Source organism: Psychrobacter sp. C 20.9 (assembly GCF_001921765.1).
GTDB lineage: Bacteria > Pseudomonadota > Gammaproteobacteria > Pseudomonadales > Moraxellaceae > Psychrobacter > Psychrobacter piscatorii_B.
Genome location: NZ_MRYC01000013.1, coordinates 49,246 through 69,393, shown reverse-complemented (window position 1 = coordinate 69,393; position 20,148 = coordinate 49,246). Strand labels below are relative to the sequence as shown.

General features: G+C 41.0%; 16 protein-coding genes and 1 pseudogene. 10 read left to right on the top strand and 7 right to left on the bottom strand.

The window, feature by feature from the left end; translation table 11 throughout:
- Nucleotides 1-76 precede the first annotated feature (76 nt).
- Complete coding sequence (locus tag BTW00_RS09875) at nucleotides 77-1,213, top strand: metallophosphoesterase (protein WP_075107270.1); 1,137 nt, start codon at nucleotides 77-79, stop codon at nucleotides 1,211-1,213.
- Nucleotides 1,214-1,230: 17 nt separating this feature from the next.
- On the opposite strand, the gene BTW00_RS09870 is transcribed toward BTW00_RS09875, so the two are convergent.
- Nucleotides 1,231-2,625, bottom strand: a complete 1,395-nt coding sequence (locus BTW00_RS09870; RefSeq protein WP_075107269.1) for an alpha/beta hydrolase — start codon at nucleotides 2,623-2,625, stop codon at nucleotides 1,231-1,233.
- 448 nt (nucleotides 2,626-3,073) lie between these two features.
- Here BTW00_RS09870 and grpE point away from each other — a divergent pair, with 448 nt between their 5' ends.
- Nucleotides 3,074-3,673, top strand: coding sequence for a nucleotide exchange factor GrpE (gene grpE, locus BTW00_RS09865; protein WP_075107268.1), 600 nt, complete (start codon nucleotides 3,074-3,076; stop codon nucleotides 3,671-3,673).
- A gap of 184 nt (nucleotides 3,674-3,857) precedes the next feature.
- The gene (gene dnaK, locus BTW00_RS09860; protein ID WP_075107267.1) at nucleotides 3,858-5,798 is read left to right on the top strand and encodes a molecular chaperone DnaK; all 1,941 of its coding nucleotides are present in this window, start codon (nucleotides 3,858-3,860) and stop codon (nucleotides 5,796-5,798) included.
- A gap of 127 nt (nucleotides 5,799-5,925) precedes the next feature.
- Here the strand turns inward: dnaK and BTW00_RS09855 are convergent, their stop codons facing one another.
- Together BTW00_RS09855 and BTW00_RS09850 are read right to left on the bottom strand one after the other, a co-directional pair.
- A complete protein-coding gene (locus BTW00_RS09855; RefSeq protein WP_075107266.1) occupies nucleotides 5,926-6,768 on the bottom strand; it encodes a methyltransferase domain-containing protein in 843 nt (280 codons plus the stop codon).
- Nucleotides 6,769-6,818: 50 nt separating this feature from the next.
- Entirely contained in the window at nucleotides 6,819-8,051 is a 1,233-nt protein-coding gene (locus tag BTW00_RS09850; RefSeq protein ID WP_075107265.1) for an 8-amino-7-oxononanoate synthase, read from the bottom strand.
- A 283-nt stretch (nucleotides 8,052-8,334) separates the two neighbouring features.
- Between BTW00_RS09850 and BTW00_RS09845 the strand changes: the two genes are divergently transcribed.
- From BTW00_RS09845 to BTW00_RS09830, 4 genes are all read left to right on the top strand, one after another.
- Nucleotides 8,335-8,874, top strand: coding sequence for a porin family protein (locus BTW00_RS09845; RefSeq protein WP_075107264.1), 540 nt, complete (start codon nucleotides 8,335-8,337; stop codon nucleotides 8,872-8,874).
- A gap of 218 nt (nucleotides 8,875-9,092) precedes the next feature.
- Entirely contained in the window at nucleotides 9,093-9,644 is a 552-nt protein-coding gene (locus BTW00_RS09840) for a porin family protein (protein ID WP_075107263.1), read from the top strand.
- Between the two features lie 193 nt (nucleotides 9,645-9,837).
- The gene (locus tag BTW00_RS09835) at nucleotides 9,838-10,434 is read left to right on the top strand and encodes an NfeD family protein (protein ID WP_075107262.1); all 597 of its coding nucleotides are present in this window, start codon (nucleotides 9,838-9,840) and stop codon (nucleotides 10,432-10,434) included.
- Between the two features lie 90 nt (nucleotides 10,435-10,524).
- Nucleotides 10,525-11,406, top strand: coding sequence for an SPFH domain-containing protein (locus BTW00_RS09830; protein WP_071002686.1), 882 nt, complete (start codon nucleotides 10,525-10,527; stop codon nucleotides 11,404-11,406).
- A gap of 77 nt (nucleotides 11,407-11,483) precedes the next feature.
- On the opposite strand, the gene hemN is transcribed toward BTW00_RS09830, so the two are convergent.
- On the bottom strand, nucleotides 11,484-12,977 hold the full coding sequence (gene hemN / locus BTW00_RS09825; RefSeq protein ID WP_371915068.1) for an oxygen-independent coproporphyrinogen III oxidase: 1,494 nt from the start codon (nucleotides 12,975-12,977) through the stop codon (nucleotides 11,484-11,486).
- Between the two features lie 375 nt (nucleotides 12,978-13,352).
- Here hemN and BTW00_RS09820 point away from each other — a divergent pair.
- Together BTW00_RS09820 and BTW00_RS09815 are read left to right on the top strand one after the other, a co-directional pair.
- Nucleotides 13,353-14,495 (top strand): annotated as a pseudogene (locus BTW00_RS09820) (YifB family Mg chelatase-like AAA ATPase); the annotation flags it as partial.
- 78 nt (nucleotides 14,496-14,573) lie between these two features.
- Nucleotides 14,574-16,364, top strand: coding sequence for a hypothetical protein (locus BTW00_RS09815; protein ID WP_075107260.1), 1,791 nt, complete (start codon nucleotides 14,574-14,576; stop codon nucleotides 16,362-16,364).
- 54 nt (nucleotides 16,365-16,418) lie between these two features.
- Here the strand turns inward: BTW00_RS09815 and BTW00_RS09810 are convergent, their stop codons facing one another.
- Nucleotides 16,419-16,817: a (deoxy)nucleoside triphosphate pyrophosphohydrolase gene (locus tag BTW00_RS09810; protein ID WP_075107259.1), complete on the bottom strand. Its 399-nt coding sequence runs from the start codon at nucleotides 16,815-16,817 to the stop codon at nucleotides 16,419-16,421.
- Between the two features lie 337 nt (nucleotides 16,818-17,154).
- Between BTW00_RS09810 and BTW00_RS09800 the strand changes: the two genes are divergently transcribed.
- Nucleotides 17,155-18,252 (top strand): XRE family transcriptional regulator, encoded by a 1,098-nt coding sequence (locus BTW00_RS09800; RefSeq protein WP_075107257.1) that lies wholly within the window; start codon nucleotides 17,155-17,157, stop codon nucleotides 18,250-18,252.
- On the opposite strand, the gene BTW00_RS09795 is transcribed toward BTW00_RS09800, so the two are convergent.
- Both BTW00_RS09795 and BTW00_RS09790 read right to left on the bottom strand, forming a co-directional pair.
- Nucleotides 18,253-19,137: a hypothetical protein gene (locus BTW00_RS09795; protein WP_075107256.1), complete on the bottom strand. Its 885-nt coding sequence runs from the start codon at nucleotides 19,135-19,137 to the stop codon at nucleotides 18,253-18,255.
- A gap of 7 nt (nucleotides 19,138-19,144) precedes the next feature.
- Nucleotides 19,145-20,143, bottom strand: coding sequence for a thymidylate synthase (locus BTW00_RS09790; RefSeq protein WP_075107255.1), 999 nt, complete (start codon nucleotides 20,141-20,143; stop codon nucleotides 19,145-19,147).
- Nucleotides 20,144-20,148 lie beyond the last annotated feature (5 nt).

Below are 20,148 nucleotides of genomic sequence, written 5' to 3'. Positions count from 1 at the left end.
TTGTTTCATGTGAAACATAAGAAGGTCGGCTTATATTAAATATTCACTAGATTGTATTTCTGTCTAAGGGCAATCCATGCGTTACGCATTTTTCATCACCATTTTTTTGCTCTTGCAGCTGTTTAGTGCGGGCGCTGCTCTAAGCTTACAGTGGTGGTTACAGCCTTGGATCACGCCAACGCTTCAGATCGCTATATGGTCTGCTATATTTATTATTACTAATGGATTGTTGATATTAAGTGTCAAAAGAGTATTTGCCAATAGCTACCGCTGGGTTAGCGGTTGGATGTTGGTTATGCATTTTATGCTGCTCACGGCATTGCTGATAAGCCTATTCTATGGTGGATACTGGCTAGTAACATCACTCTTAGGCGCCTCGTCATATGAATTTAATATGATTTTTATTGGCCTACGAGCGCTTGCATTGGTGATATTCTTAGGGTTGTTCGGTTTCGCATTATATAGTGCTTATGTGCCAGTCGTACGTAAGCTTTCCATTAGTATCAACAAACCGCTCGCTAAACCACTGCGCATTGCGGTCGCGAGTGACCTGCATCTAGGACGACTATTTGGCGTAGCAGCGATAGATAGGTTGAACCGTCTAATGATTGACTCGCAGGCTGATATGCTGCTTATGCCAGGCGATATCATGGATGACAATACAGACGCATTTAATAGCTATAATATGGCAAAAAACTTAGCTGAGCTATGCAGCAGCCTGCCATACGGCGTCTATGCAACATTGGGTAATCATGATTTGTATGGGCACGAACAGCCAATCAGCCAAGCGTTAGTCGATGCAGGCGTACATTTATTAAATGATGACGTGTTTGGTATCGAACATGAGGGTCAGCCTATATGGCTGGTTGGACGCTTTGATAATCATAAACGCCAGCGTGTCGCGACAACTGACCTGCTCGCGAACGTTGATACTTCACAGCCAGTGATACTGCTGGATCATAGACCAAGCGATATTGATGAGCACAGCCAGTTACCAATCGATCTACAGGTATCAGGACACACTCACAATGGACAAGTATTCCCCGCCAACTTTATCGTGAGCGCCATCAACCGATTAGGCTATGGGTATGAGGCCATTGGCAGAGGACATTTTGTGGTGTCCTCGGGTTATGGCTTTTGGGGTATTCCGTTTCGATTGGGCTCACGCTCAGAGATTTGGTTAATTACCGTTTCTGGTCATACTAATAAATAGCTAGTTCCAGCTAACCGCTATGCCGCGAGCCGCGATTTTGTACTAATGACCTCACGGACGAAGCCGCCAAAACCATGAATAATATTTTTTGTTTCCTGCCCAAGTCCTTGATGCACGCTCATAAAATGAATAAAGCCATGTGGTGCGCCCAACACAGTATGGGTTTCAACAGGGACTTTATAACTCTCTAGCTGTTTGGCATAAGCAAATGCCTCATCGCGCAATACATCGAGTTCAGCGGCGACGATATAGGTGGGACATACTTTGCTATTATCACCAAGCATTGGCGAATTTAGTATATGTATGCGTGGCAACGGACTATTCTCAAGACAAGCAGCGTCAAATACTGCCACATCAGCATGATCCAATAGCAGGCCTTCACCATACAGCTCCCAACTCGGATAATCTGTCTCGATATCAGTCACAGGATACAGCGGCATCTGTGCTAGCGGCGCAGGTAGCTTCTTTAATAGATCAAACATTTTCTGACCATCTGCACCCAAATCTAACCAAGCGTTTTCGTTTGGTGCGGTGAGTTGCTGTGCAATCAAGGTAGAAAGGCCACCACCTGCGCTATCGCCTGCAAGAACGATGCGTGACGGTAAGGCACCTAAGGTATGGCAATGCTCAGCCAACCAAGCATAAGCGGTGATACAGTCTTTTAACGCTGCAGGTGCAGGACACTCAGGAGCCAAGCGATAATCCACACTGACCACAGGCCAACCAGTCTGCTCACAGACTGCGTGACAGAACTCGTGATGTGTATCGACATTACCGATACAAAACCCACCACCATGAAAAAACAACATGGCTGTTTGGTCAGTGTTATGAGCACGTCTTTTTTTAGCGCCAATACTCTTGGTACCTGCCTGATAGCAGCGAATGGTCATATCGCCATCATCCGCGTTGGCTATGGTTTTATCTTCCCAATTGACAGGTGTTTCACCCTTTTTGATAAAAGGTTTGATGTTACTTAGCATACTGTCACCTGCTTGGTGCCATACGCTTGGTGCTTGCATCGCCACCGCATCCGCAGCAAACCTTTCACGGAGCTCATGCATGGGCGTCAGCTCTAATGGCGTCTTAAGATGACTATTCACCGCGAGGATCAGGCGCAAATGAGCATTGGCGTGCAGATATTGTTTTGAGTGAGGCCCTTTTAAGTAACCAATCAAACCTTCTAATACTGGTGTTGGTAGATAGCCAAGACCTTTCATCGCATAGTGCAGAGTGTGTGGTTGGCAATGTGCCATTGGGTTATAACTGAGCATTTTTTCTTTCACGCTCAAACGCTTTTTTTGTACACCGTTGTCTTTCACTTCACTAACCATCTCATCGTTCGACGCCAAATGCAGCGCCATCAATGTTTTGTTCAGTAAGGTATTGATTGATGATACTGTTGAATTAGACATAATATCTCTCATAACTGTTTTTGAGTGTTTACTGTTACATTAGCGTACACTTTAAGATAAGGAATAATATTTGTAGCAATAATAAGGCAGTAGTACGTAAAACAGGGTGTTATTTAGTAATAGCGTGGGTAGCAACGGTAACCTATTTAGAGTAATTGACGGTTTTTTGTACGTTTTGTTAACGTATATTGAGAGCAGTTGACACAGTGGAGAAATGCTGAGTACTTGTTTTAAAGAAAGATCTAACCATATTTGTCGTAAATGCGAAAAATTCCTTTACTTTAGGCTTGAAATTTATACTTACTACCTTTATCAAGCAGCTATTAGAGCGTATTAATAAAAAAATGAATGATAACCGTTAAGTATCTGATAAAGGCATGATACAGCCAGCGATTGGCTGATTTATTGTGTCTTATCTCAATTATTATTGACATTCCAAGGAGCTATCATGAGCGAGCAAAATACCAACCAAGAAAAGTTTGATCAAACAGTGGCACATGACAATGTTGATCACAAAGATAGTATCTTAGAAGAAACCATGAACGAGTTTGATCCACAGAACAACTCAGGTGAAGAAGCCACCATCGAAAACGAGATCGATCTTGATACGTTCAAAGCGCGTATCGCTGAGTTAGAAGGTGAAGTGAAGCAAGCCAAAGAAAGCACTGCTCGCGCCAACGCTGAAGCTTACAATGCACAAAAGCGCGCTGAGCAAGAAGCGGATAAGAGCAAAAAATTCGCTCTTCAAAAATTTGCAAAAGAGCTACTCGATATCGTTGATAACTTAGAGCGTGCTATCGAAAACGCAGACGCAAATGATCCAGTCGCTGAAGGGGTTCAACTAACTCACAAAGCATTGGTCTCTGTACTCACACGTCATGGCGTAGAAGTGGTCGATCCAGAAGGTGAGAAATTCAACGCGGACTTCCATGAAGCAGTGGGTATCGATCCAGAAGCAGAAGCTGACACCGTCGGTACAGTCCTACAAAAAGGCTATAGCTTAAACGGTCGTCTACTACGTCCAGCCATGGTACGTGTTGGTCAATAATATTTTTTGGGGTTAAACCCTACTAATATGAAGGTTTTTCACAAAAAATCACATGAAAGACTGTTTTTGCTTGATTATCGCCTTGAAAAATACAACAAGCAAACCGATATATAGCAACAAGTGACCGACTACGGTCTGGATAAATAAGTATTTATAGTTAAAAATAAATTAGGAGCAATTGATTATGGGTAAAGTAATTGGTATTGATTTAGGTACGACTAACTCGTGTGTAGCAGTAATGGAAGGTGACAAGGTTAAAGTCATCGAAAATGCTGAAGGTACGCGTACTACACCATCAATCGTCGCTTATAAAGATGACGAAACATTGGTTGGTCAGTCAGCTAAGCGTCAAGCGGTCACCAATCCAAGCAACACTTTGTTTGCGATTAAGCGTTTGATCGGTCGTCGTTTTGATGACAAAGTCGTGCAAAAAGACATCGGTATGGTACCTTACAAAATCGCTAAAGCAGACAACGGCGATGCGTGGGTAGAAATCAACGGTAAAAAGCTTGCACCACCACAGGTTTCTGCTGAAATCTTGAAAAAAATGAAAAAAACAGCAGAAGACTATCTTGGTGAGAGCGTGACTGAGGCAGTTGTAACCGTACCTGCTTACTTCAATGACTCACAGCGTCAAGCAACCAAAGATGCGGGTAAAATCGCTGGTCTTGATGTAAAACGTATCATTAATGAGCCAACTGCTGCTGCACTTGCTTATGGTATGGACAAAAAGCAAGGCGATAGCACTGTTGCTGTATATGACTTGGGCGGTGGTACTTTCGATATCTCAATCATCGAAATCGCAGACGTAGACGGTGAGCAACAGTTCGAAGTACTAGCGACCAACGGTGATACTTTCCTAGGTGGTGAAGACTTTGACTCAGCATTGATTGATTTCTTAGTGGCTGAATTCAAAAAAGAGCAAGACGTTAACCTAAAAGGTGACTCTCTTGCGATGCAGCGTCTAAAAGAAGCGGCAGAAAAAGCGAAGATTGAGCTATCAAGTGCCCAAAGCACTGAAGTGAACTTGCCATATATCACTGCTGATAGCAGTGGTCCTAAGCATTTGGTTGTAACTATCAGCCGCTCAAAACTAGAGAGCTTAACGGAAGAATTAGTACAGCGCACCATGGGCCCTTGTAAGATCGCCCTTGAAGATGCTGGCCTAAAAATCGGCGATATCAACGATGTAATCTTGGTTGGTGGTCAGACGCGTATGCCACTAGTACAACAAAAAGTACAAGAGTTCTTTGGTCAAGAGCCACGCAAAGATGTGAACCCTGACGAAGCTGTAGCAGCTGGTGCAGCCATCCAAGGCGCGGTATTGTCTGGTGATAAAACTGACGTATTGCTACTTGATGTAACGCCATTGACGTTAGGTATCGAAACGATGGGCGGTGTCATGACGCCAGTTATCGAGAAAAACACCATGATTCCTACCAAGAAATCACAGGTATTCTCAACTGCTGAAGACAACCAGCCAGCAGTAACGATTCAGGTATATCAAGGTGAGCGTAAAATCGCTAACCAAAACAAACTGCTTGGTCGTTTTGACTTGACGGATATCCCACCAGCACCACGTGGCTTACCACAAATCGAAGTGTCTTTTGACATCAACGCTGATGGTATCATGAACATCTCAGCAACTGATAAAGGTACTGGTAAAGCACAAAGCATCCAGATTAAAGCGGATTCTGGCTTGTCGGACGAAGAAGTCGAACAAATGGTTCGTGATGCAGAGGCTAATGCTGCTGAAGATGAGAAATTCGCTAATCTAGCGCAAGTTCGTAATGAAGCAGATGGTCGTATCCATGCCGTACAAAAAGCGCTGAAAGAAGCAGAAGATAAAGTCACTGATGAAGAAAAATCAACAGTAGAGTCTGCGATCACTGAGCTTGAAGCGGCGGCGAAAGAAGATGACCATGACGAAATCAAAGCCAAGCTTGAAGCGCTAGACAATGCATTCTTGCCAGTTAGCCAGAAGATTTATGCTGACAGCGGCGCAGGTAGCGAGGGTATGGATCCAAGCCAGTTCCAACAAGGTGCTGACGCTACTGGTAGCAATCAAGCAGATGACGATGTCGTTGATGCTGAGTTTACTGAAGTAGACGAAGACAAAAAGTAAGCAATTACTTGATGTTCAAGGCTGATTTAATCGTTAATTAGATTAAATTAGCTAGATCAAAAAAACGCATCTTTCGAGATGCGTTTTTTTATGCCTGATATTTAAGTATATATTTTCAAGCGTGCCATTATGGCAAACGCGCATCAATCATTAGTACGTCATAAGTCAGATACACGCAAGGTTGCCCATGCTCATCTACTCCCGCAAACTGCTGCCAATAGTCGCGCTCGAATGCTTGCAAGCGGGTTTTGGTCCAGACAAAAGGCTGTGTGTTAGATGTTTGTTCACCAATCGTTTGCTTGCCACAGGTTTGATTGCTATGTGTTTGATTGGTAGACACACCAGTCATCTTCATATGTTTAAGCACATCATAAGGCTGGGCAAATGGCACATTGAAACGCTGTGTTGATAGCTTTATGTGTTGAAATCCCGCTTGATCTAGCGCTGATTGCCATTCACTAATATCTGGATAATGCAGTCCTTGTCCCGTTAGGGTTTTTATTTGCAAGAAATTATCTGGGGTAAAGGTGCTTAGTAATAATTGTCCATTAGGTTTTAGCCGTGAGGCTGACTGTGCAATGAAATGCAGTGGGTTATCGAACCACTGAATCGCATTAGCGCTAATAATTAAGCTATGCTCACCGCCTAAATCCATGGTTTCCGCATCGCCAATAAGGATTTGTGCTTGTGGCAACAAGTCTTGTAAATGCGTTGCTTGCTGCTCACATAACTCGTTGATAGACCATCGCTCACTTTGTACATATGTTGCCAGTAGCTGCGTTAGTTGTCCCGTGCCTGCACCGACCTCAAGCACACTGTCTTGATTGGTATTATCGATAGCCATTAATAAGTGCTGACAAACCTGCTGCTGAATGTGAGCATGTTTATCGTACTGACTGGCTTGAGAAAAATGCCGCGCAATAGTCTGCTTGCGGGCACTTAGCTCGGAAGTAGTGAGGGGATGTTCCATAATCGTTCTTTCGTATAAAAGTTTATAATGAGCATCAAAAACTGCTGTCGTCATATGGATAATTGCATGATTAGGCGCTCGCACTCAGCATGGGTAATGGCTGCGTTGAGTACCAAGCGAATACGTGACGTATTGGCAGGGACGGTCGGTGGCCTGATAGGCAGGGCATAAAATCCAGCGGCTTGGAGCTGTTTTGCCTTTGTCATCGTACGAGCATTATCACCCAAAATATAAGGCACAATGGGTGATTCGTAAATAGGATCTTTTGCTGCTGATGCTACACGATATTCAGGGCTAATGGCTTGGTTCAGTCGTAATGAAATCTGCGCCAAATGCTGTCGCCGCGTCTGTAGCTGCGGCATTTTTGCCAAAATAAGTCGTGTCCAAGCATGGTTTATCGGTGGCAACGCGGTACTAAAAATCAGCGGACGCATCTGATTAATCAGCCATGATTTGACCACCTCATCACACAGTATATAAGCGCCAAACGAAGCAAACGCTTTACCAAACGTACCCACTAGGTAGTCAATCTCAGTGAGCGTATCTGTTTCTTCGGCTAACCCTAATCCTTGCGTTCCCAGAACACCGACGGCATGGGCTTCGTCGACATATAGCTCGATACGACTGTCAGTGGCTTTTAGCTTAACTAAAGCGGGTAGATCAGCACGATCCCCGTCCATGCTAAAAATACTTTCGGTGACGATGATGATACGCTCCACGTCCTCTTCAACCTGTGCGAGTAGCGCTGCCAGATGCTCATAATCATTGTGCCGATAACGGCGATACAGGCAGCGCTTGCTTTCGCTGAGTCTAATACCATCAATCATACTGGCGTGTACCAATTTGTCTGCCAAAATAACCGTCTTCACTGGTAGTGCAGTCAATGCAGGTAAGATCCCGATATTGGCGTGGTAGCCACTATTTAATACCAACGCAGATTTCGTCGCGGTTTGATTTATTCCAGCTGCGGTTTCATACCACGCTTGTAGCTCATCCTCTAACGCCTGTAGCTGTGTATCATTGCCAGTTAATAGACGCGATGATGTTGCGCTCATTTTGGGCAAACAGTCCATTGATTGCTGAATAAATTCAAAAAACTCACGCTGCAACTCAGCATCACTGCCCAAACCTAGATAATCGTTGCTAGCAATATTTAATAGGGTATTGTCATCAGCGATTACATACCGTCCGTGGTGTTCGATATCTGGTAATTTGCGATACTGCTGTTTATCTTTGAGTTGTAAGAGCGCAGTTTGTAGCTGCGCGTCGATAAAAGCTGACATGCAGAGCCGTCCTTTTTCTTTATTCGTCAGTATATGCGGAACACAATGAGTAGGGATTATTGCACAAAAACGGGATGTGTAACAAAAAGTTTCATATATCAGCCTTTGTAACCCGAGCACTGACAAATGCTTTCAAATCTTAACTCTCATACCATTAAACACTGACAGAGTGTCTGAAATAGTTTGTTACTATGTACCCATCGTTAGCAAACAAGGCGATACGGCCAAATGGTCAATACAACTAAATAACTTGTTTGTCCAAATTTACTTAAAGGAGCTAATAATGAAAACTCTACAAAAAACTATACTTGCACTAGCAACTGGTTCTTTACTTACTGTAGGTGCAAACGCCGCTGTTAACTATGGTAACGGCTATACAGGCCAACCTTATGTTGGTGCTAAGATTGGTCAATTTGACAATGATGTAAGCGGTGACGATCCAACTGCATACGGTGTATATGCTGGTTATAACTTCGATCCTAACTTTGGTATGGAAGTTGAATATGTTGGTTCAGATGATGCTGACCTAGATAACAATGCTGGCGACTATGATACCAAAACTTATGGCGCGTACGGTACTTACCGTTATATGTTCCCAAATACTGCACTATATGCCAAAGGTAAACTTGGTATCGCTAAGACAGAGTTAGAAGCTGATTTTGATAATGGCAGCAGCGATTCAGTGAGTGATACTGGTATTGCTGGTGGTATCGGTCTTGGTTACGCAGTGAATCCTAACTTCAATGTCGAAACAGAATATGCCATGATGGATAGTGATGCAGATACTAAGCTGCTTACTGTAGGCGCTAACTTAAAGTTCTAAGATAATATAGCGTACTTGTACCTATAGTCAAAAACAAAGAAACGACCATTTTATATGGTCGTTTTTTTATGCTTGTAAAATATTTTTGCAACACATGTTTACTTTGACAAATAATTTGGTATGATACCGCCACTACTAATAACAAGTAGAAAATAGTTGAGTAGTATTTGATATTAAACAAATTATTTGTTTATTTAATCCAAGGTTGAAAATACTTTATGAAAAATCTACAAAAAGCGTTGCTTGCAGTAATCGCAGGCTCAGTAATGACCATGAGCGCACAAGCAGCCATTTCTTATGGTGCTGGCCAATCATACGTTGGTATTAAAGCTGGTCAATTCATGGTAGATGCTGATGATTTAGATGATCCAACCGCATATGGCGTTTATGCTGGTTATAACTTCGATCCTAACTTTGGTGCTGAGATTGAGTATGTAGGTTCTAATGACGCTGATGTTGATACAGGTAACAGTGGCATTGACGCTGAATTTGATCTAAAAACTTATGGTGCTTATGGTACTTACCGTTATGCATTCCCAAATACTGGCTTATATGCAAAAGGTAAACTAGGCTTTGCTAAAGCTGAGATTGAAGTTTCTGCTGAGGACTTTCTTGGAAACTCTGGAAGTGACAGCGATAGCGACAGTGGTGTAGCTGGCGGTATTGGCTTGGGTTATAACTTCAATCCTAATATGAGTGTTGAAGCTGAATATGACTATGTTGCTGAAGACCTTACGCTATTAACTCTTGGTGCATATTACAAATTCTAAGCTTTGATTTGTGTGGATGACTAAAAGCGATCACTCTAAGTGGTCGTTTTTTTTGTGCTAGTTTTAATATTCGTTATGCTTGTTTTATCAAAATACCACACCATAAATAATAATAGGTAATTGATTTTTAAGATAATATTATCTACAAAACTGTGCTACATTGGAAGGTAGGCAGATACAGGAGTAGACAGCGATGATTGAGACTATCTGGATGATTGAACCTTGGCATTGGTTGGTGTTAGGCTTCTCTTTGATGATTGCTGAGATATTTATTCCAACTTTTGCAAGTCTTTGGTTTGGCGCGGCGGCTGTGATCATTGCCGCTTTAGCGTGGTTGCTCCCCATTCCATTATTATTTCAGGTACTGATCTGGCTTACGCTATCGGTTTTGTTTATGTTTGCTTGGGTCAAATACATCAAGCCGCTGTCAATGAGCCGTAAAAAGATGGGGCAAAGTAGCGATCTGATTATTGGTGAGACGGGCATGATCGTGGTCAAACCGCAAAAAGGCATTTCAGGTATAGTGCGCTTTAACGTGCCTATTTGGGGTGCAGATGAGTGGCCATGTCGCACAGCAGGCGTGAATGTCGAGACAGGTGATCGTGTGGTGGTCATAAAGGTGGTCGGCGATGAGATGGTGGTTGCACCCACGCAGCGCCTCCAAGCACCCAAAACCATACGGCCAAACATTACTCCGACGATTAACAGTCAAGTGCCTGCCAAACAATCTAAAGCGGGTAGACTGAGTTTGCACAAACCCGATCTCAAAGAGACAGGTACTAGCAAATAAACGTTATCAGGTACTAAAGATTTTTAAATTAAGAAAAAAAGGACATAAATCACGTCGCTGGCAAATAAAGCAAGGATCAAGGAGAATCACATGGGTAGTATCTTGAGTAGTTTAAATGGCGTCGGTATCGTGATGCTGGTGTTGGCAGCATTGGTGATTTTTACCGTTTTTAAAGGCGTTTGTATTGTCCCGCAAGGGTACAAGTGGGTCGTGCAACGGCTGGGTAAATATCAGCAAACTCTAGAGCCTGGCTTTAGTATCATCATTCCTTTTGTGGATAGAGTCGCTTATAAAGTCACCACAAAGGACATCGTACTAGATATCCCATCTCAAGAAGTCATCACCCGTGATAACGTGGTCATCATCGCTAATGCTGTGGCTTATATCAACATCTTGCGTCCAGACAAAGCGGTCTACGGTATTGAAGATTATGAACATGGTATCCGCAATTTGGTACAAACATCCTTGCGCTCTATTATTGGTGAGATGGATTTGGATAATGCCTTATCGAGTCGTGATGAGATTAAAGCCTTGCTCAAACATGCGATCTCAGAAGACATCGCCGATTGGGGTATTACGCTTAAAACCGTAGAGATTCAAGACATTAATCCCTCGCAAACCATGCAAGCCTCTATGGAAGAGCAGGCAGCGGCAGAGCGTCTACGCCGAGCGACCGTTACTCGTGCCGATGGTCAAAAACAAGCTGCTATTTTGGAAGCAGATGGACGTCTGGAAGCCTCACGCCGCGATGCCGAAGCGCAAGTGGTACTGGCTAAAGGCTCAGAGGAATCAATTCGTCTTATCACAGCGGCGATGGGTGATGAAGAGATGCCGATTGTCTACTTACTTGGCGAGCAGTACATCAAGTCTATTCGCCAACTAGCGGAGTCTGACAATTCAAAAATGGTGGTGTTGCCCGCAGATATTTTGAGCACTGTTAAAGGCATGGTTGGTGATAAATTAAAACTGTAAGCACTTCAAAAAATATCGAAAAAAGACCTCAAGCGAGGTCTTTTTAATGGCTAATAGTTGGCTGCCAAATCGTTATATCAGATAACTTTTGAGAAACGGTTTTTATGTTTTTTTTCTAAATATTCATCAAATACCATGGCGACATTGCGACCAAGCAAGCGGCCCCTAGGTAAGACACGAATGCCTGCTGCATCCATATCAATCAGTCTATCTGCTTGCATCTCGCCCAGCTGTTGAATCCCATCAATAAAATAGGTAATCGCATCGATACCGAATTTTTGATTCACATCTTTAAAATCAAGATAGTCGTGGCAGAGCAGGTTCATGATGACATATTCACGTAAGCGATCTTTGATGGACGTTTTAATATATTTCACCGCAGGCATGACCATAGGATTGATTTTCGCCATATCAATCTTAGCTTGGTAGTTCTGTAGATTAGTGTCATTTTGCAAGATGTAGCGCGTATTGCTATTGGCAATTTGACTGATGGATGAGACACCAAAGCCCAATAAATCACAATCGCCCATGATGGTGTAGCCCTGAAAATTACGATGTAATTTTCCTTCGCGCTGTGCAATCGCTAGCTCATCGTCAGGCTTAGCAAAGTGATCGATACCGATATATTGATAGCCCGCTTCGGTTAGCGTGTTGACGGTGTTGCCGAGCATAGCGAGCTTAGCTGCTGGGCTAGGTAGGTCTTCATCTTTGATCTGACGTTGGGCTTTGAAACGCTCAGGTAGATGCGCATAGTTAAAGACAGACAGACGATCTGGTGACATCTCAATGATACGTTGTACCGTTTTGTCTAACGTGTCAGGCGTTTGATGCGGCAAACCATAAATCAGATCGATATTGATAGAATGAAAACCAAGCCCTCGCGCCTCTGTTAATACATTCTCAATAAGCTCTACTGAGTGCACACGATTGACCGCGATTTGTACCGTTTCATCTAAGTCTTGCACGCCTAAGCTGATACGATTAAAACCAAGGTTGCGTAATATCTTTAGCGTATTATCACTCAGCTCACGCGGGTCGATTTCGATAGAGTAGTCGCCTTCATCATCACTCAAAAACTCAAACTGAGTCTGTAAAAACTCCCACAGTTGTACCATTTCTTCATCACGCAAAAACGTTGGCGTACCACCGCCCAAATGCAGCTGCTTGACTAAAGGTTTATCGCGGCCTTCTTGTACAGAGAGCAAGCGGCGCTTAAGGGCAATCTCAGCCATCAAATACTGCAGATAATCACCAGAGTCACTATTTTTTTTGGTAATAATCTTATTGCAGGCGCAGTAATAGCAAAGGTGACGGCAAAACGGAATGTGAAAGTATAAAGACAACGGCGCGCGTGACTCACGATTCTGCAAGATTTTCGTCTCAAGACTAACTGCCTCAAAACCATTTACTCCAATATTCTCAGGTATCGGCGTGAACTCTAGAGCAGTTGGATAAGAGGTATAACGTGGTCCTGAACGATTGTACTTATTGATGATGGCCTCATCAAATGCTGGTAGCTGCTTATTGGTGATACTGCCGCGGGTACTGGCATAAGGGTTGTCTGGTCGCATAACAGGACGTACAGTGGTTGGCGGCTCGTCCGCACGATTGTAAGGCTGCTGAGTGTTCTGTTCTGAATAGTCTGTCATGCGGTATTCCTCGTTTTGACCCATAGTGGCTATAGCATCGCTTTTTTGTGCTGCCAGATGATAACGTTTGCAGTAACAGCTTGGCTATTATAGCAACTGTCTTAAAATATGGTCATTATTATACCAAATCCCTACTTTTAGTATGGTATATCGTGATGGTTTTTAGCATTAATATTGACGGCTTTGGTTTGAGATGATTGTTTTAATGTCCTACCTATATTTTTTATAAAACACGACATTTGCACGCTGATAAATAATACTTTATCATCGATTAATCTCTAATATTAGGAAACGCTGATGTCGTTTGCCCAAGTCTATACCCGCTCAGTCGTCGGCCTGCACGCCCCCAAGGTCATCATTGAGGTACATCTATCACAAGGACTACCTGCATTGACCATTGTTGGTCTACCTGAAGCCGCTGTACGCGAGAGTAAAGACAGGGTACGCTCTGCCATTCTTAATTCAGGTTTTCAGTTTCCTAATCGGCGTCTAACGATTAATTTAGCACCCGCTGATTTACCCAAAGATGGCGCGCGTCTGGACTTGCCGATAGCCATTGGTATATTGGCGGCAAGCGGACAACTTGAGCCAGAAGTATTATCGGGATTTGAATTCATTGGCGAGTTGGCACTCAACGGTGAGCTGCGGCAGGTAACTGGTAGCTTGGCTGTCGCTCGCGCGATTAAGGCAGAAGGATTGGCATCAACGTTGTCGAAAACGTTGTCAAAGGCGAGTGACTCTGCAAAAAATGAGCAACGTGTTACCTTACAGAGCGCACCACAATTAATTGTACCGATTGACAATGGTCGTGAGGCCAGTCGCGTTGATGGTGTGACGATATTGGCAGCGAAGAGTCTAAAAGCAGTATGTAACCACTTGCAGTCACTGGCGGATCCAAGCGGATCTTATGACTGCTTGGAGGTGGTAACGCCCAGTCCAGCACCGCAGCATGTAGGCTATCAAGTGGATTTAGCCGATGTCAAAGGACAGCACCATGCCCGCCGCGCGCTAGAGATAGCAGCAGCTGGCGGTCATTCGTTATTGTTTACAGGGCCACCGGGTTCTGGCAAAACGCTCATGGCCTCACGTTTGCCGACGATATTGCCTGATCTCAGTGATGAGGATGCGCTCGAGGTAGCTAGTACGTATTCAGTGGCAGACAGTGATTACGATTACGGCACACGTCCCTTTAGGCAAGTGCATCACACCATATCAGCAGTGGCGTTGGTTGGCGGCGGTTCACGGCCCAAACCGGGCGAGATTACGCTTGCTAATAAAGGGGTGTTATTCCTTGATGAGTTACCAGAATTTGATCGGAGCGTGCTTGAAGTATTACGCCAGCCGTTAGAAGCCAAACAAATCACTATTAGCCGTGCTAACTCTCAAATGACCTTTCCAGCCAACTTTCAATTAGTCGCTGCTATGAATCCGTGCCCGTGTTGTAATGATGCGAAATTGATGGCAAAAGTGCGAAATTGATGGCAAGCTATAACATAGCTATGAAAATAGGAAAACAGCGTGAATCAATTTTTCAAAATAAATAATCCTAGAGAAAAACATAAGAATTTTTTTAGACTCAACTATTACATCGAACGTTCTCGCAACTCAACGATACAGCATTTTAAAAACAATTTTGAGTATGTTGTCGTATGGTATGAAAAAGAATTTATTACACTCTCTAACGCTGATGATGCCATAATTTATGTTAACGTAATATTTGCTAATTTAACTCAACCAACCTATCTAAAAGAAACAAAAGGTGGAACTAAAGAGTCCACTAGCTATCTGACTGTAAGCATTCCTGTCAACTACATTCACAAACTACCTTTTGGAAGTATATGGAAAAATGGCAAATCAAAAGAGCGTTTTTCTTTAGATACTTATGAAGTTCTAGTAGATAACAACTACGAAATTTATTCCTATTCTAAAGCAAATCGCGATATGAAATATAGCCACGAAGAAGATAGAATTCGTGAGCTACCATTTGATACTGAACAGTATTTCGATAAAATTATTTCGTACGATAAAAGTCAATTGATAAATATTAAAGGGACTGATCAAGATTTTGTTATTCATCCTCTATCGCTGTTCATAATACATTACGGGTATTCTACAGATATTAAACGTATAATTACTAAATATAGTCTTGAAGATATATTTAAAAGATTGATTATTGAAGATAAAGACGTTGATGTGAGAATGAAAGCAAGGGGGATCGAGGAGTATGTGATTTTACCCTTAAATTTTACTCAAAGAGACTCTGTATTTTTACATGAATTAAAATATAACAACGATGTGAAAGAAAAGGTTAGAGCAATACATAATGCTGTCCAGTTAGATAAAACTAGCGGTGAAGCTACTATAAAGATTGATTTTTGGCATAAACCACTAACTATTCGGTTAAAAGGTATACGTATAGGGGGCAAAGTCTTGTGTGCAAACATTATTAATATTGATGAACCAGATATTGCTCCTGTTAATTTTGTCGTTAAGCCTAAGCGTAAATTGAGTATTGGTAATTCAAAAGAAAGTCAGGATGTTTTGAATGTTAGACAACATACAGTGCCAGACAATGTTGAAGATATAGACTTTACTGACAATCAAGTAAATAATTTGGGAACCTTGCTAATAGTTGAAAAAATAGAGCATCAAGGCAGACTCGTAACAATTAATAGAATTATAGACATAGGTGACACAAAAATTAGGTCTATTGATCGTAACACTAAATTTGTTAAGGCTGAGTCTCCTCAATCATTTAGTTTGGGAGACAAGCATGGGAACGGTTTCACTGGCCTCGCGAATACTCGTTTTGAAGTCGAAGGAAGCCCTAAATCTCAGTCTCGATTTGCTAGAATCTGGGAAAATGCCAAAGCATATGCAGAAGAACATCAAGGTAACGCTCAATGGTTTACTTTCGATCAAGGGTTCAAGTCGATAGATGAGCTTAGCATGATGTCACTAACTAGTTTTCATGAACCCTCTGAAAAAAATCCTTTGCCTCATAGAGTTCTAGTTATAGAAATAAAGATGAATGAAGACAAGTACTACTTACTAGAGTTTGGTCAGGTGAAATTTAAGAATAGTGATAAACTAAAGGGTTTCAATGGAATAGTGTATAAGGCTGATATTGATGAAGATTTTACCAGTAGGCAAGGTCTTTTGCTAAATATACTTATGAGAGTTGCTCTTTTAAATGGAACCTTAACTTATGAATTCCCAGACCTTTATGAAGGTAAATTAGCTTTGTTTAAACATCATGAGAAAGATACTAGTGATTGGGTCAAGAATGGGATAGAAAATCTTTTGTAGGTTAGTATACGTTTACGCTATTAAGACGATATAACAATGTGTTTATGGGATAGTTTATAGTTCTTTTTGGAGCAATTTAACAATAGGTATGTCTGCATCTGCCCAGTCCAACTCATGTAATTCACTCTTAAGCAGCCATGACAAACAGTGATGATCAATCTTCTTTAAAAATTGATTTTCGAGGATGCGACATTCGTAAAAAGTGATGTGAACACTAAAATCTGGGTATTGATGCTCTACTTTTTCTAGGATTGAAAGAACCTCAATTTTCGTATCTAATTCTTCTATTATTTCACGATGAAGAGCCTCTTCTGGAGTCTCATTAGATTCGACTTTCCCACCTGGAAATTCAAACTTATAGGATAGGTAGTCAAACTTGCTTTTTGTTCTCTGAGCGCACAGATACTTACTATCATGCTTGATGACTGCGGCAACAACATTGATTACGCTCATAAAGTACCTCTTACTGGATAACAAATGATTATTTCGTATCAATCAAGAGAGTTAAGGGACAGCTCGTTAGATGACTTCCTTAGTTTTTGGAAATTCACAGAAGATTCTAGAAATAGGCTAAAATTTATCTTGACAACTTTGGCGTCAGGGAACACTTTACAAGATATCCCTCTCCAGGAAATTTTTCATTTCAAAGAAGATACTTTGCAAGTTTATTTGTCTAGTGATATTGTAGCGCACTTTACTATTGCCAATAAGTCTCATTTAGTTACACGTGATAACTATGACTGGGAAACAGTTAGTAGGTTAAAACTCAAATATATAGGAGAAAATAGAGATGATTCATGATTTTCAGCCTAATTGGGCCTATAACCCGTCCAAAACTATTCTTGAGTTTTTAAGTATAAAGGATATTGATCCATGTCACCTGAACGATAGTTTTACTAAAAAACTTAACAATCAAGAGTTGAGTATCGATTCTGATATAGCCGTTTACTTAGTCGAACTTTTAGGCGGTAGTAAAGATTTTTGGTTAAATATCCAGTTCAACTATGAGAAAAACGTTAGAAGATTTCAAAGTAGCGATGTTGATGATAACTTTGATAGCTATCAAAAATTAATTAAAGAAATGAAGAAGAAGTCTTGGCTTCCAAGCTCAGAATACAAATATCTTGATCAATTAAATTTGAAAAGCTTTTTCGGACTTCCAGATTTCAGTCCGATGGACGAAGAAAGTATATATACCAACTCTTTGGGGACAAAGTATAAGAAGATTGGGAGATATGAGTTTTCAACCCTAAATCTTGCTGCGTTTATGCGCAAAGCAGAGCTAGAAGTTAGGATGAAAAATATCAAAAATGACTTTAATAAGTCGCTTTTTCTGAGCAAATTACAAGAAATAAAAGTATTGTCTAAGAGAAAAGGATTGAAGAATTTTGAGCAAGAGTTATCGGAAATCTGTGCTGAATGTGGTGTCGCCATAGTATTCTTAAGCGCCCTAGAGAAGTGCCCTATCCGTGGCGTATCAAAATTTGTAGATAATAGAGGAATGATAGTTATTACAGATAAATATAATAAAGATTATATTTTCTGGCAAACTTTTTTCCATGAAGCTGCACACCTGATTTTACATCAAGATGAAATGACACATTACGACTTTGGTGAACCTAACGATTACGAAGAGGATAGCAAATGTGAGCAAGAAGCTGATGATTTCATGATTTCACAGCTTCTGTATCCCCTTTCATTCGATGAAGTTAAGCATAAAATAGATTTTAAACTGGTTTATAAATCGAAGCGCTCAAGCTGGAAAAACTTGTGTACAGTAGCTAATGAGTTAAATATTTCGACAAGCGTCCTTGTGGGAGTCTTTAAATTCTCTAAAGACATAGAGTATCGATTTTTTAACAACGGACATAAACCTATATTTGATTAATTACCCAGTATAAGCATGGAAGATGCTAGGTGACTTTTGCCAATTGCATAAAGCATCCTCCATCTCCTGATAACCGATTCCAATATAATCTGCTAACCCCATTGCGTATGAATCTAATTGGACATCCGAAAAGCTACCAAAGAGAAGTTTAGCACCATCTTTAGGGCCTGTTGACCCAACAATATAGCAACAGTCAGCCTCAATATTAGCTAAACCAGTTTTGTACATCATAGAAAGATAATCAAATGTAGATAAGCGCCCGAAACTACAGATATTGCTTTCAACTATAGAAAAAAGCCATTTAAAATACTCTTTCTTATTACCAAAGTCAGTATGTCTAAATAAATTTTTGTGCCCACCATAAGCTTTAACTAAGTTTATGTAACTATCAAAAACTTGGGGTAGACGACGCAATGATTCGTACTTCCTATGATTTCCAAATTTAGGTCTGCGCTGAGAAGTACTAAGCATATCAGCTAAATGAGGAAACATCTGTGGATTGTTACGGGCTAATTCCCATGTCAGTGTCTCATTTACACCTCCATATAACTGTCTCATGAAATTCCAGTTTGTTTGATAGTTTTCTGCTGTGTAGACCAAGAGGAAAGTCAGCCAACAAGCTTCATCATAATCTATATCTTTTAGATATAAAATTGCTCTTACTGGATCAAAAATAGGGTCTTGAGGGTCTGTTCTACGAGGGCTAATATCCCGATTAGATAGAACTTGGAAATAACTTATCCTTTTCATACTTTCGATAAGCTGCATGGCTAAAATTTCACATGAAATTCTAGTGTTGAAGAAAGAAAGGTTTTCAGTACCAAAATACTCATAGATTTTGTCGGCTAGTAAGGCTGACGGATCTGCTTCTTGTTGATATCTCATAAAAGTCCTATATAAAGTTTTCTCTATCAATTTTATTAATTCTTTTGTTCAAGAAATAGAGTACAGGTTTGCTTGAACATACATCTTTAAGGTTCTTCAGTTTAATATATTCTTCTTGTTTGATATAAGAGTAAGCCAATAAAATAATCGCTATTTCTTGCCAAAATATATCTTTGATACTCTCGAGATCGAATTCGCCTCTCAATGAATCCGTTCTTAATTCTTGCTCTAATCGCATTACGATGTTGAGATCATCTTCCAGATAATCTGGGTTTATTTGCTCCATTGATACTTTACTTTGCCACCCTTCCATATTTAAAAAGCTATCAACCGTCTTCATATCTTTATGATAAATATGTAAACTACCTACAATATGCGTATATGTACCTAGTTTCAAACTTGCATTGTCTCTAGCTAACTTCGCCCACATTATCTCTTGAATAAGCGTGAAACTGAATAGATCATGAACTAGACCTGTAGCAGCATCATTAGATCTCATTATTGTAGTCAAGTGAAGCGTATTATCTCTAATAAAAAATTGTAATGAGCAGGTACAAGGAATATCTCTATTGTCTTCTCTAAAAACGTCATTTTTATCATATATAGATATTACAGCTCTTCTAGAATCAGGCTTTTCTCTGAGCAAACGCTCAATCGCTTTGAATTGGTTTTGTTCTCCAAATACTCTAGGTCCATAAGCTCCCAATGCGGGAGTTTCTTCGTCTTCCTTGTAATCGATGAAGGTTTTGTAATTTGATATATAGTATTCTATGAATTCAATACTATCGCTTCCACTTAAGTACCAAAAAAACTCACCAACACAGCTTATTAACCTGCTTCTAGACTCTGAAATACTTAGTCTTGCTCTTGGGTTATTCAGAACAAGCTGAGCATTCCTAATTTCGCTATTCTTTCCTTTTGAAGACGCAATTTCTTCTCCATCTCTCATTATCTTTGAAAAAGTTGAATTTAATAGATCGTCTAAGGAGTCTTCTTCAATGATCATGACAG

Bases quoted from the DNA above. Each gene is read 5' to 3' on its own strand.
- BTW00_RS09845 (WP_075107264.1), top strand. From the start codon at position 8,335: ATGAAAACTCTACAAAAAACTATACTTGCACTAGCAACTGGTTCTTTA.
- grpE (WP_075107268.1), top strand. From the start codon at position 3,074: ATGAGCGAGCAAAATACCAACCAAGAAAAGTTTGATCAAACAGTGGCA.
- BTW00_RS09875 (WP_075107270.1), top strand. From the start codon at position 77: ATGCGTTACGCATTTTTCATCACCATTTTTTTGCTCTTGCAGCTGTTT.
- BTW00_RS09795 (WP_075107256.1), bottom strand. From the start codon at position 19,137: ATGAGATATCAACAAGAAGCAGATCCGTCAGCCTTACTAGCCGACAAA.
- BTW00_RS09835 (WP_075107262.1), top strand. From the start codon at position 9,838: ATGATTGAGACTATCTGGATGATTGAACCTTGGCATTGGTTGGTGTTA.
- BTW00_RS09800 (WP_075107257.1), top strand. From the start codon at position 17,155: ATGATTCATGATTTTCAGCCTAATTGGGCCTATAACCCGTCCAAAACT.
- BTW00_RS09810 (WP_075107259.1), bottom strand. From the start codon at position 16,817: ATGAGCGTAATCAATGTTGTTGCCGCAGTCATCAAGCATGATAGTAAG.
- BTW00_RS09850 (WP_075107265.1), bottom strand. From the start codon at position 8,051: ATGTCAGCTTTTATCGACGCGCAGCTACAAACTGCGCTCTTACAACTC.
- BTW00_RS09870 (WP_075107269.1), bottom strand. From the start codon at position 2,625: ATGTCTAATTCAACAGTATCATCAATCAATACCTTACTGAACAAAACA.
- BTW00_RS09790 (WP_075107255.1), bottom strand. From the start codon at position 20,143: ATGATCATTGAAGAAGACTCCTTAGACGATCTATTAAATTCAACTTTT.
- dnaK (WP_075107267.1), top strand. From the start codon at position 3,858: ATGGGTAAAGTAATTGGTATTGATTTAGGTACGACTAACTCGTGTGTA.
- hemN (WP_371915068.1), bottom strand. From the start codon at position 12,977: ATGCGACCAGACAACCCTTATGCCAGTACCCGCGGCAGTATCACCAAT.
- BTW00_RS09830 (WP_071002686.1), top strand. From the start codon at position 10,525: ATGGGTAGTATCTTGAGTAGTTTAAATGGCGTCGGTATCGTGATGCTG.
- BTW00_RS09855 (WP_075107266.1), bottom strand. From the start codon at position 6,768: ATGGAACATCCCCTCACTACTTCCGAGCTAAGTGCCCGCAAGCAGACT.
- BTW00_RS09840 (WP_075107263.1), top strand. From the start codon at position 9,093: ATGAAAAATCTACAAAAAGCGTTGCTTGCAGTAATCGCAGGCTCAGTA.